Consider the following 13,756-nt stretch of genomic DNA (forward strand, 5'->3'; position numbering starts at 1 on the left):
GACAAAAGTCGAGTACTTGCTGACAAATAACGCCGGTTTAAAAGCTTTAGCTAAAAATTTAAACTCAACTGCAAACCAGCAATCAATGCATTCTCAGCATCATTATCACCATTAGGGTCGATGATATACTGAATACTAGGCATTAATTGTATTGCTGGGGTAACAACATAATTATAATTTAACTCAATCGGGTACTCATGGTCTCTTACGATTACTTCATCATCTGAAAAATTCGCGTTATAAAAGCGCTGAGCATCATTAAGCTCATTACTCACACTGTTTCGGCCCACTGCAAAACCTATACGGTCGTGTGGTCTACTAACTAAAGGTGCATCAATGTATCCGCCAAACGCCAAAACTTCGCCAACAGCACTGACGCTTTGATCTGCGTGAATCATACTCGCAAAGATACGTAAGCCACCTCCAGAACTATTTCGAGTTAACTGTTGTTCAATATTAAAATAAAATGCATTATCAGTATCTTCTATAGCGACCATATCACTTGTCGTGCCAGCAGGGTAACCCGCATTATTGACTAATTTAGTTTTATCTAAACTGCTGCGGACAACGCCAAATCGATAATCTCCATCTAACCCATTCTTGTATTGGCGTTTATATTCCAACTCACCTACCAAGGTCGTGCCGTTAACCTCCCCTGATGTTGTTAATTTTAACCCTTGATTTAATGACATGGTTGCAGGGTTTGCATCATAACTGCCTAGTTTAAAAAGCAAATTATCAGTGACTTTGTATGTTAGTTGCACGCCTAGTGCACTAAGGGGGTCACCATACCAACTACTACTCAAATAATTGGATGAGCCACCACTGCAAAATGTTAGGTGCTGAAAGGCACAACTCATGGCAAAAAAATCAGCACTTGGGTAAATTCGACCCACTTTAATACTAAGTTGATCTTCAAATAAATGTTGAGTTAGAGAGAATTGAGTTAAACGCGTTACATTGCCTCGACCATAAATTTGTTGCGATTGTAGCAAAACGGGCAGATTTGCTTTTTCATTAATAAGCTCGCCATTACGGTTGGTAAGCTCCACCTTAAATTCGGCACCCGACCAATTAAGTAATTTTTCTAAATTAAAGTAGCCACCGACAAAAAACTGATCGGCATAAGCCGTTTCTGTACTTTCTCCCCCTTTTAAGTTGTGAGCTGTTTGACTGAAGTAGCCTAAGCGAATATCCACACCTTGCTCTGCTAGCTTATCTCTTGCCCCTAGCCAATCGCCACTTAGATGGCTGTGAACATCAAAACTATCATCTGCATAACCCGACTGAGAAAACAGCAACATAATGGCTGCGATAGATTTAAGCCAAGCTACGTTTAAATAGCGTTCACTGCTCCCTTTCCATATACGGCAAAACTTAGGTTGTTGATTTGTGTTCATATGCGTGTTCTCCATTTTAATTTGTCCTAACTTGATCAACATCTTAGTATTTAACGCCCAACAAAGGGCAAATGACAATATTGTGAGCATATTCCTAATGCAAAATGCATTTGTCAACATCAAAAAATAGAGCTCAAATTCTAACAAAAAGAAATTAGAATATTCGAAAGATAAATTAAAATGGATGAAACTAATCCTCTTTCATTTGAACGACCCCTCCAGACAAAACAAATACAAAATAAGGCATTGAAGGAATTGATTAAAAAATAACAAACCTTATCAAGCTTAATTTAATGAGGTTTAAATTTGCTAAACAAGTGCAATGACTTCGACTTATTAATAACAATCAGCCGATTAAATAGACTGGCTCACTAACATTGACAAACAACAAACGGAATAGGATTATGCCCATGAAGCATAGATTTGCTCAAAACAGGCATTTACTTTATGTAAATGCTCAATGACAACAATCATGGGCGTGTTGAATTTTGAAATTTTCTATTTATCTAATAAAAAGTTTTAAGTGTTAAACAATGAATACACAAATAAAGATGCGGTTAAGCTATTTGCTTACAAATCAGCATGCCTAGAAAGTACTGGGATCGTTACTTATGAATACTGATCATAAAGACCTAAACCACATAGAAGAAGAGCAATTACCTATTGCAAAACATAAGCTCAAAGGATGGAGACATTTTTTAGGTTTATACGCAGGTGAGCATGTTGCTGCCACTGAATTTGTATTTGGCGCAACCTTTGTCGCACTTGGCGCAACCATGACGGATATTCTGCTTGGCTTGCTTATTGGTAATATTCTCGCCGTGCTGAGCTGGACACTAATTACCACCCCAATAGCGGTTGATACACGCCTGAGCCTATATACGTACCTTCAAAAAATAGCAGGAAACTCAATGACCCGGTTATATAACTGGGCGAACGTCATAATCTTTACAGTTATTTCTGCTGCGATGATCACCGTTTCTGCAACGGCTGTTCGCTTTGCACTTGATATTCCCGCGCAATTAAATTGGTATCCAACAAACGCATGGTTTGTCATGGTTGTTCTTGCCGTTGGCATTATCGTTGTTTTGGTTGCCATGTATGGCTTTAACGCTGTATCGCAATTCTCAGGTATTTGTGCTCCATGGTTATTTGTTATGTTCATCAGCGGCCCATTAGTACTCATGCCTGAACTTGCTAATTCTGTCATTGGTGAAACCTCAGTCTCGAGTTGGGGAGACTTCATGCACATTGGCAGTGTCTCTGTATGGACTGGGTTAGATGCCAATGGTGAGCCAGGTATAGGGCTATTAGAAGTCATCGGTTTTTCTTGGGCTGCGAACACCATCACTCACTTTGGTTTAATAGACATGGCTCTGCTGCGTTACGCGAAGAAAAAAAGCTATGGCTTATGCACATCAGCCGGTATGTTATTTGGTCACTATATCGCTTGGATCTCTGCAGGCATTATGGGTGCGGGTACAGCAGTTTTGGTGAAAAAGTCGATTACTGAGCTAGATCCTGGCGATGTTGCGTTCCATGCACTTGGGTTATCTGGGTTAGTTATTGTTATTGTTGCAGGTTGGACTACAGCAAATGCAAACTTATACCGAGCTGGTCTTGCTGCACAAGCTATATTTAGTAACCTTTCGCGTACCAGAACGACATTTTTAGTGGGCATTGTTACTGTTTTAATTGCTTGCTTTCCATTTGTATTTACTAAGCTACTGCCACTTCTTACATACGCAGGACTTTTAGTCGTACCTGTTGGCGCTATCGTTTTTGCTGAACATTTTTTATTTCCAAAGATAGGTCTAACTCGTTATTGGGTCACCTACAAAAAGCTTGAGCATAGCTCTGCGGCTGTTATTGCGTGGGCACTTGGCCTAGTGTTCGGATTTACACTAAACGCGATCAATATAATCCCATTCTACTACCTTTTCTTACCAACTTGGGTATTCAGTATTGTCGTATATATTTTATTAGCAAAACGAAATGGCGCTGCACAGAAGTATCCTGAAGAAGAAGCAGAGCTAGCTAATTTTGATAAAAAAGTAGAAAGATTTCACGCCGAACAAGCAGCCAATGAGCCAGCATTTATTCTTGATCAGCGCCTGTTAACCAAAGTACTCACTGCGGTTGCTTGGTTAAGTCTAGGTGTTACTGTGGTGCTAGCAGCAAATGCCATGTTCAACTCACCAGATGTTGCTTCCTATGAACACAATAGAACATTATTTTTCAATAGTGGATTCGCTTGCACCATCATTTACTTCGCGAGTGCGTATTGGGCTATGCAACGTAGAAAACAATTTTCAGCCGTTTAACTGCTCGGGGGCAAAACATGAGCGCACTTTCTTTAAATAACTCAACACTGAGCTCTTTTCCTACATCTATATCAGTGCCGCGTTATAACCGACAATCACTAAAAGCCGGGATTGTCCATGTTGGTGTGGGCGGGTTTCACCGCTCTCATCAAGCTTTCTATACTGATAACTACATTAACCATACGGGGGATTTAGGTTGGGGCATATGCGGTATAGGCTTACGCGAGGCTGATCGGGCTATTAAGCAATCTCTAGAAGCACAAGATTATCTGTACTCCCTATTAGTAAAACACCCAAGTGGCAAAACTGATGTGCAAATAATTGGCTGTTTAACCGATTTTCTCTTAGCACCGGATGATCCAGAAGCTGTTATAAGTAAAATGGCCGCTGAGGAAACCCAGATTGTTTCATTAACAATAACCGAAGGCGGTTATAATTATGACCCATCTACCGGCGAGTTCGATTTTTCAAACCCCGATATACAACATGATTTAGCAAACCCAAACAAGCCAAAGCTCATTTTTGGCTACCTTGCTGCTGCTTTAGAACGACGCAGAAAGAGTGGGCAAAAACCGTTTACTGTTCAGTCTTGTGATAATGTTCAGCACAATGGTGATGTCATACGAAAAATGTTAGTTACTTACATTAGTTCATATGACTCAGAGCTTGCTGATTGGGTCGCAAATCAAGTTAGCTTTCCTAATGCAATGGTCGACCGTATTACCCCTGCAACCACAGATAAAGATATTGCTCTAGCAGAACAGTTGGGAGTGATTGATTCATGGCCTGTCACCTGTGAGCCTTTTCACCAATGGGTCATCGAGGATAAATTTTGTCAACAACGCCCAGCTTGGGAGAAAGTAGGTGCGCAAATAGTTAATGATGTAACGCCTTATGAAACCATGAAAATTCGCTTATTAAATGCAAGCCATACTGTTATGGGTATACTCGGGTCTTTGCGTGGCTATCAAACCATAGAGCAAACAATTTCAGATCCTTTATTTGCAACAGTGGTAAGCAATTTCATGGATAACGAAGTAACACCGATTTTAGATGACGTACCTGGTATTGATCTAAGTGATTATAAGCGAACACTGATAGCTCGATTTGCAAACCCTAACATCAAGGACAGCCTTGCACGAATTTGCTCTCAAAGCGCAAGTAAAGTCTCGACCTTTTTGGTACCTACGATAGTAGAGAACCTTAAAATTGGTGGAAATACTGCGATTGCTAATTTAGTGATTGCAGCTTGGTGCTTATACAGCGACACGCATTCGTCTCAACAAGGTCAGCCTTTAGAGGTTATCGATGATATGGCTGAAACATTACAGCAGGCAGCTCATGCATCACGCATTTCACCACTTGCTTTTCTTGAGCAACCGAGCATTTTCGGCTCAATTATTGAGAACGAGTCATTTTGTAATGAATATAAATATTACATCAGCAAACTTTACGCGGGAGTGTCAATTGAGCAGATTATGGAGGCGGTGTTAAGTAGTTATAAGGCCAAGTAGTATCAGGCAGAGTAAGTTTAAAAATAAAAAAACCGCCCTAGGGCGGTTTCTTTTTGTATCACTGATTAAGGCATAGGATCGAGATCCGCGCCTTCTTTTTCAATTACTTCAGGAATTAAGTCTTCTTTACTTACACCCATTGCAATTGCTACAGCTGAAGCAACATAAACAGATGAATAAGTACCGATGAACACACCAAATAGTAATGCGGTTGCGAAACCGTGGATCGTTTGACCACCCCAGCCAAATAAGGCAATCAATACTAGGATAGTGGTGATTGATGTTACTAGGGTACGGTTTAACGTTTGCGTTAATGAAATATCGATAATTTCAATCGTGTCATCAATGCGCACTTTACGGAAGTTTTCACGGATACGGTCAGATACAACGATGGTATCGTTCAGTGAGTAACCTATTACCGCCAAAATCGCCGCAAGAATCGTTAAGTCAAACTCTAGGCCAAGTACAGAGAATAAGCCTAGTGTGATGATAACGTCGTGTAATAGTGCTGATACAGCACCTACCGCAAAACGCCATTCAAAACGAAACGCAACGTAAATTAAGATACAGATAAGCGCAGTTAACATGGCAAGGCCACCCTGCTCTTTTAGATCTTCACCAACACTTGGGCCAACAAATTCGATACGACGCATTTCTACTGTCGACTCAACTTTTTGTAATGCCGTAATGATTTGGTTGCCAATTACTTCTGCTTTTACGCCAGCACCTTGCGGAGCAAGACGCACTAGAATTTCTTTACTTGAGCCAAACAGTTGCACTGAGAAATCTTCAAAGCCACTTTCAGTGATTGCATCACGTACTTCTTTAAGATCAGGTGCTTGTGTAAAGCCTACCTCAACAGCGGTACCGCCAGTGAAGTCGAGACCAAAATTTAAGCCTTTAGTAAAAAACGACACGAAAGAAGCCAAAATCAACAAAGTTGATAATGTCATGGCAAACTTTCTTAACTTCATAAACGGGAGTGTTTTACCACCGAGTTTTAAAATTTGCATGCTGACTCCTAAATCGACAACTTATCAATACGCTTACCGCCAATGAACAAGTTGATTACCGCACGGGTACCAACAATGGCTGTAAACATAGAGGTGATAATACCAATCGCTAGCGTTACTGCGAAACCAGCAATAGGACCTGTACCCACTGCAAATAGAATCACTGCTGCGATAAGCGTTGTGATGTTAGCATCTAAAATGGTGCTAAACGCGCTGTCGTAACCAAAATGAACGGCTTGTTGTGGACTACGGCCATCAGCAAGTTCTTCACGAATACGTTCGAAGATAAGTACATTGGCATCAACCGCCATACCTACGGTTAATACGATACCTGCAATACCCGGTAACGTTAACGCAGCACCCGGAATAAGCGACATCACACCAACAATTAATACTAGGTTGGCACCCAGAGCGATATTCGCCACCATGCCGAAACCTTTGTAGTAAATAAGCATAAATACCAGTACAAACACGAAACCAAGCACAACGGCAGTCATACCCGCTTCGATGTTCTCTTGACCTAGGCTTGGACCTACCGTGCGCTCTTCAACGATTTGAATTGGCGCAACCAGTGCACCAGCACGAAGTAATAGGCTAAGGTTATGTGCTTCAGCTGGGTTATCGATACCTGTAATACGGAATGAACGGTCAAGACGCGCTTGAATGGTCGCCACGTTAATCACTTCTTCAACTTTAATTGGCGGAAGTGCTTTACCGTTTTCATCTGTTTTACCTGATGGCTTGTATTCGATAAATACTGTAGCCATGCGTTTACCGATAGCACGCTTAGTGAACGCATTCATTTTTGCGCCACCTTTGCTATCTAGCGTAATACTAACTTGTGGACGTTGATACTCATCCATACCTGATTGCGCGCCAGTGATGTGGCTACCTTCAAGAATGATGCGCTGCTTAAGAACCACTGGGTAACCTTCACGCGCCATGATCATTTCTGTACCAGGCGGTAAACGGCCTTGAAGCGCTGCACTTGCATCTGCGTTTTCGTCAACTTCACGGAACTCTAGAGTTGCTGTTGCACCCAGAATCTCTTTAGCACGCGCTGTATCTTGTACACCCGGAAGTTGCACGATGATACGCTCAGCACCTTGGCGCTGTACGTTAGGCTCTGCAACACCGATTTGGTTAATACGGTTACGGATAATCGTTTCGTTTTGCTTGATAGCGTAGTCACGAATTTCTTTTAGCTTTTGCTCGCTCATGCTGGCATAAAAAGCATTGTCGCTGCTGCTATCATCAACGTAAACGTTTAATGGGTAACGAGTTGATAAGAAACGCTCTGCTGCGTCTTTATCTTCTTCGTTACGCATTTCAACACGTAATCGCTCGCTGTTCGCTACACGGCGAATAGTGCGATAACGTAGTTTTTCTTCACGTAAGTCACTTTTGAAATCTTGTTCCATTTGCTCAAGCTGAGTATCAACCGCCGTCGCCATGTCGATTTCCATAGTAAAGTGAACACCACCGCTTAAATCTAGGCCTAGTTTCATTGGGTTACCACCCAGTGACTTTAACCACTCTGGTTGAGCAGGTGCCATATTGATTGCAGAGATATAATCTTCACTAAGGGAATCACGCAGTAGATCTTGCGCTTTTAGTTGGTCTTCAACATTCTTAAAACGAACGAGGATTTGTCCATCTTCAAGTTTGCTTGATTTAACAGTAACGTTATGTTCTTTGAGAGTCGCATTTACTTTATCGAGTACGCTGAGGTCAGCATCAGTACCTTTAGTGCCCGATACTTGTATGGCCGGGTCTCGGCCATACAAGTTAGGAGAGGCATATAAAATACCAACGACTAACACTACAAGAACAAGTAAATACTTCCATAATGGAAACTTGTTTAACACGTGTGAGTCCTTATTTTTATTGTTATAGCGACTTCATAGTGCCTTTTGGCAATACTGCAGAAACAGCTGATTTTTGTACTGTTACTTCTGCTTGGTCGTTTAATGAAATCACGATGAAGTCTTTGTCATCAGCGATTTTAGCAATCTTACCTACTAAACCACCTTGCGTTAGTACTTCGTCGCCTTTCGCCATTGCGCTCATTAGGGCTTTATGCTCTTTTACACGCTTAGCTTGTGGACGGTAGATTAAGAAATAAAATACCAGACCGAAAATACCCAACATGATTAGCATTTCCATGCCACCACCTGCTGGTGCTGCACCTGCCGCACTTGCGTGGGCGTTTGAGATGAATAAACTCATTTCACTTCCTCTTTAATTTTTCTAAAAATTTAATCTGATGTATCTGCAAGCTCTGGCACTTCTTGGCCGCGGCGTGCATAAAAATCTGCAACAAATTCGTCTAGTTTGCCATCACTGATGGCATTACGTAAGCCTTCCATCACGCGTTGATAATAACGTAAGTTGTGAATCGTGTTTAGACGTGCGCCTAAGATTTCATTACATTTATCAAGATGATGCAAGTATGCACGTGAATAGTTTTTACACGTATGACAATCACACTCAGGATCCAATGGACCGGTGTCTGTTTTATGTACTGCATTACGAATTTTAACAATGCCGCCAGTTACGAATAAATGACCATTACGTGCGTTACGCGTAGGCATCACACAGTCAAACATATCGATACCACGGCGAACCGCTTCAACTAAGTCTTCTGGTTTACCAACGCCCATTAAGTAACGAGGCTTGTCTTCAGGCATTTTGTAAGCACAGTGGTCAAGAATGTTGATCATCTCGTTTTTCGGCTCACCAACCGATAAACCACCTAATGCATAACCATCAAAGCCGATTTCTTCTAGGCCTTTTTGCGATTGTGCACGAAGCTCAGGGTACATACCACCTTGGATAATACCAAACAGCGCAGCTGGGTTATCACCATGACCTTCTTTTGAGCGTTTAGCCCAGCGAAGTGACAACTCCATAGAATCTTTCGCTTCTTTTTCAGTCGCAGGGTATGGCGTACATTCGTCAAAGATCATCACGATGTCAGAGCCTAGATCACGCTGAACTTGCATCGCTTTTTCTGGCGAAAGCATGATTTTTTCACCATTAACGGGTGAGCTGAACATCACGCCTTCTTCTGTGATTTTACGCATTGCGCCTAAGCTGAATACTTGGAAACCGCCTGAATCAGTTAGGATTGGACGATCCCAATTCATAAAGTCGTGTAAGTCACCGTGCTGCTTAATGATTTCTGTACCAGGACGCAGCATTAAGTGGAAAGTGTTACCTAGGCAAATTTGTGCACCAGTATCTTTCACTTCGTCTGGCGTCATACCTTTTACAGTACCGTAAGTACCTACCGGCATAAATGCTGGCGTTTCTACAACACCACGTTCAAAAATCAAGCGGCCGCGGCGCGCTTTACCGTCAGTGCGGTCTAATTCAAATTTCATATTATCCTCAGTGTCGGAAAAACAGTCCAACAAGCTATAATTTAACCGCTCGATTCTACCCTGTTTGCAGGTTTATTACTATTAATTGAGCTAAATTCGAAAATAAAAAGCCCAGTTCAAAAACTGGGCTTTTTAACGTTATTTGCGCGTTAAGAACATCGCATCACCATAACTAAAGAAGCGATACTTCTGCTCAATAGCCGTTTGGTAAGCCCCCATTATGTTCTCTTGGCCTGCAAAGGCACTTACTAACATGATTAAGGTTGATTCAGGTAAATGGAAGTTTGTCACCATGGCATCAACCACATTGAACTGATAACCCGGATAAATAAAGATATCGGTATCGCCAAAGTAAGTATCTAGTTTGCCGCCGTGCACTTTAGCTGCTGACTCTAATGAGCGGACTGATGTAGTCCCTACAGCGATTACACGACCACCTTTTGCTTTCGTTTCGGCTACCGCTTTAACCACTTCATCTGGTACTTCGATGTACTCTGAGTGCATAACATGCTCATCAACTGAGTCAACGCGCACAGGCTGGAATGTACCAGCGCCCACGTGCAAGGTCACAAAGGCCATGTTAATGCCCTTGTCTTTTAAGGCTGCCATTAATTTATCATCAAAATGCAGGCCAGCTGTTGGCGCGGCTACGGCACCTGGCTTTTCACCATAAACAGTTTGATAACGCTCACGATCTGACTCATTATCAGGGCGGTCAATATAAGGTGGTAATGGCATATGACCGATGTCGTTTAGGATATCGAGTACATTTTCGTCTTTGGCAAATTCAAGCTCAAAAAGTTCGCCATGACGCGCAACCATGGTTGCTTCTGCTTTACCTTCTAGAATGATTTTTGAGCCTGGTTTTGGCGATTTACTAGCTCGTACATGTGCAAGCACACGGTGTTCGTCAAGTACACGCTCTACTAACACCTCAAGCTTACCGCCTGATTCTTTTTGCCCAAACATGCGAGCAGGGATCACTTTGGTGTTATTAAAAACTAATAAGTCATTTTCATTAACGAGCGATAAAATATCACTAAATACTTTATGCTCAACTTGCCCTGATGGGCCATCAAGCGTCAGTAAACGACTGCTAGTTCGATCTGCTTTCGGAAAACGAGCAATTAATTCATCAGGAAGGTCAAAGCTAAAATCAGCTACGCGCATAGAGCATATCTCTCATTAATAAAAACGCGCCAAGTTTACTCTGATACGCCTACTACCTCAAGCAAAGCCCTAGACCAAGTGAATGGCCGTTTACAGGTTTACACACTTAAGTGCTTATTAACCGCTTTTAGGTAAAGTTTGCTTGTAGATTAGGCAAAATGTCATTATTCTAGCCTATTCAATAAACATGGGTTAGGTAAGAGGTAGTAGCGCCATGGCAAAGCAGTTGAAACTGCTAATTTTAAACGCAAGCGTTGCTGAGCGTGAAACAATTAAGACCACATTAAACAAACTTAATGTCTTCACGTTTATCGAAGCCAGTGACTCTCAAGATGCGCTAAAAATTCTTAAAAGCCACCCAGTGGATATTATCATTACCGGTCTTGAGGTTGGTAAGATTGATGGTTGGCGTTTTTCGCGCATGATCCGTTCAGGGTTATTAAAAACACCAAAAAACACACCTATTTTACTTACTCCACCAATTTATTGTGAACGTATAGCCGAAACCACGGCTCGCAGCTATGGCATTGATGCCGTATTGCCATTTGAACGCCAAGATATGCTGCCGCAAATGCTAGCCAACGTGTTATCAACCCATCTTGAAAAAAGTAGCCGCCTCAATTTATTGCTACTTGAAACCGATAGTCGCAAAGCAAAAGATATTAGCGAGCAGCTTAAACTCAGTTTTGCTATTACTCACACCACGTCTACAAAAGCGACGCTAGCTACTTTTTTACAACAAAAATTTGCCATTGTATTGATTGACGCCACCGAGTCTCATTCTGATACCGCAGCTGGGTTAATTAGCGAAATATTACAACACAACCCAAAACAGGCGATTGTAACCATCATTGATAACAATGATGCAGATTACGCGGAGCAGTTGTTACTTTCTGGCGTTACTGATTTTATTCGCGCCCCTTACGATCACTCGTTATTAAGCAAAGTGTGTGACCACGCTGCTCGTCGTGAAGATTTCATGGTGAGCTACGCAGAGTTTGCACAAAAAGTAGAACAACTAAGCCAAAGTCAAAGCCGTTATAAAGAGCTGTTTTCTGCCCACCAACGTATTTTATTACACCTAAATACGGTGGTACTTGAGTTTAACCAAGAGGGTAATATTCGCTTTATTAACCCTGCTTGGGAGCACTTAACGGGCTATGGTATTAAATCTAGTTTAGCAAAGTCACTGACAGACTTTTGCTTACCTGAGTGCAAAACAAAGCTACAAGATACCATTCAGCGTATTTTGCTTGGTGGTGAGCAACAGCAACAGGTCGAGATCCAGCTAAAACATAAAAATGGTAATGCCATTTGGGTTGAATGTCGCTTACAACTAATAAAAAATAGCCAAAACTCAGCGACTATTACCGCCACTATCGATAACATTCATGAGCGTAAACAGGCAGAGCTACAACTTCGTCATTTAGCCTTGCACGATACGCTCACAGAGCTGCATAACCGTTATTACTTTGACCAACAATTACAACGTATTTGTAAGGCCAAGTACACCAGTAACGATACCGAGCATGCGCTGATTTATATCGACTTAGATCACTTTAAAATCATCAACGACAGTAAAGGTCACCAACAAGGCGACATCGTTCTAAAAGAAGTCGCTCAGTTATTTACAGCGAATATCAGTGATGAGCACTTGGTGTGCCGCATCGGTGGTGATGAATTCGCCGTGATCTTAAAAAATACGAACCTACTCGATGCACACTTGGTTGCAGAAAGCATTTGCATGGCGATTGAAAAACACCGTTTTCATTCAGAAGGCCAAGAGTACTCAATTAGCTGTTCAATTGGTTTAACACAAATCACTGAGCAAAATAACGATCCAAGTGAATGCTTAAAACAAGCTGATATCGCTCTTTATGTAGCAAAAAGCTTAGGACGTAACCTCGTTCATTGCTACTCTAAAGAAGACTCCAGCCACAATAGCTTACAAGCGGGTTTAGAGTGGGGGCACAGTATTCGTCAGGCATTACAGCACGATGCTATCGAGCTTCACTATCAGCCTATTTGGGACTTTAAGCGCGGCCATGTTGCCTATTTTGAAGCGCTATTACGCTTAAAATTAAACAATGAAATTGTTTACCCAAATCAATTTATCCCAGCTCTTGAACTTCTAAACGATACATTTTTAATGGATCAATGTGTTATTCGTAATGCCATTAAGAGTGTTGCCGAGTACCCGGAGCTCAATCAAATAGCAATTAACTTATCAGCACAGTCGTTTTTAGATGAACGCTTACTGCCTCATATAGAGTCGAGCTTAAAAGAATATGCTGTTGAACCAACACGTATCATTTTTGAGATCACCGAGTCTGCGAGTATTAATAACCTCGTTGCAACCCGTGCCATGATCGAGCGTTTGAACGGCTTAGGGTGTCACTTCTCAATTGATGACTTTGGTACAGGCTTTAGTACCTTCAACTACCTTAAACAATTACCGGCTCAACATGTAAAAATTGATGGTTCATTTGTTCGCGACATGCTGAACGACCCAATTGATTTAGCGTTGGTAAAAGCAATTAATGATATTAGCCGTTCCCTTGATAAACGCTCTGTTGCTGAATATGTTGAAAATCAAGAGATATTTTTAGCGCTAAAAGATATCGGCGTAGATTATGGGCAAGGTTACTTCATTGCTCGCCCGATGCCTGTTGAAAAAATAACGGCTGAACTTAAAAAAATATCTGAAAATAATCTGTTTAACTAACAATTATCTAGCCTATTTAGAGCAAAGCTTGATACATTTTTAAACATTTTTTCTAAGAAATTTTGCTTCCATACTGACAATACTCATCTATACTTAAATCCACAGCAAGGTTAAATGTCGTGTTTTTATAGTGATTATCCATAATAAACATGACATTACTTATTATATTAAACATACTAAGCATAACTTAACATCGTTAAGTCCATGTATTGGCGGTATAATGG

At 41.4% G+C, this 13,756-nt stretch carries 9 protein-coding genes; 3 read left to right on the forward strand and 6 right to left on the reverse strand.

Translation table 11 applies throughout. The features are described from left to right. Nucleotides 1-50: 50 nt before the first annotated feature. A complete protein-coding gene (locus tag L1272_RS11845; protein WP_235373510.1) occupies nt 51-1,400 on the reverse strand; it encodes a carbohydrate porin in 1,350 nt (449 codons plus the stop codon). Between the two features lie 611 nt (nt 1,401-2,011). Between L1272_RS11845 and L1272_RS11850 the strand changes: the two genes are divergently transcribed. Both L1272_RS11850 and L1272_RS11855 read left to right on the forward strand, forming a co-directional pair. Next, a complete protein-coding gene (locus tag L1272_RS11850) occupies nt 2,012-3,724 on the forward strand; it encodes a purine-cytosine permease family protein (RefSeq protein ID WP_235373511.1) in 1,713 nt (570 codons plus the stop codon). Between the two features lie 17 nt (nt 3,725-3,741). Continuing rightward, the gene (locus L1272_RS11855; RefSeq protein WP_235373512.1) at nt 3,742-5,238 is read left to right on the forward strand and encodes a mannitol dehydrogenase family protein; all 1,497 of its coding nucleotides are present in this window, start codon (nt 3,742-3,744) and stop codon (nt 5,236-5,238) included. 65 nt (nt 5,239-5,303) lie between these two features. Here L1272_RS11855 and secF read toward each other — a convergent pair whose 3' ends face one another. The 5 genes from secF to queA form a co-directional block, all read right to left on the reverse strand. Then, complete coding sequence (gene secF, locus L1272_RS11860; RefSeq protein WP_054552488.1) at nt 5,304-6,251, reverse strand: protein translocase subunit SecF; 948 nt, start codon at nt 6,249-6,251, stop codon at nt 5,304-5,306. 8 nt (nt 6,252-6,259) lie between these two features. Further along, on the reverse strand, nt 6,260-8,119 hold the full coding sequence (secD, locus tag L1272_RS11865) for a protein translocase subunit SecD (RefSeq protein ID WP_166339885.1): 1,860 nt from the start codon (nt 8,117-8,119) through the stop codon (nt 6,260-6,262). Between the two features lie 22 nt (nt 8,120-8,141). Then, nucleotides 8,142-8,480: a preprotein translocase subunit YajC gene (gene yajC / locus L1272_RS11870; protein ID WP_036973302.1), complete on the reverse strand. Its 339-nt coding sequence runs from the start codon at nt 8,478-8,480 to the stop codon at nt 8,142-8,144. Between the two features lie 29 nt (nt 8,481-8,509). Continuing rightward, nucleotides 8,510-9,637, reverse strand: coding sequence for a tRNA guanosine(34) transglycosylase Tgt (gene tgt, locus L1272_RS11875; RefSeq protein ID WP_235373513.1), 1,128 nt, complete (start codon nt 9,635-9,637; stop codon nt 8,510-8,512). Nucleotides 9,638-9,775: 138 nt separating this feature from the next. After that, nucleotides 9,776-10,807 carry a tRNA preQ1(34) S-adenosylmethionine ribosyltransferase-isomerase QueA gene (queA, locus tag L1272_RS11880; RefSeq protein WP_235373514.1) on the reverse strand — a complete coding sequence of 344 codons (1,032 nt, stop codon included), beginning with the start codon at nt 10,805-10,807 and terminating at the stop codon, nt 9,776-9,778. 214 nt (nt 10,808-11,021) lie between these two features. On the opposite strand from queA, the gene L1272_RS11885 reads away from it, so the two are divergent. Continuing rightward, a complete protein-coding gene (locus L1272_RS11885; RefSeq protein WP_235373515.1) occupies nt 11,022-13,532 on the forward strand; it encodes a two-component system response regulator in 2,511 nt (836 codons plus the stop codon). Nucleotides 13,533-13,756: the final 224 nt, after the last annotated feature.

Source organism: Pseudoalteromonas sp. PAST1, assembly GCF_021532515.1.
GTDB lineage: Bacteria > Pseudomonadota > Gammaproteobacteria > Enterobacterales > Alteromonadaceae > Pseudoalteromonas > Pseudoalteromonas simplex.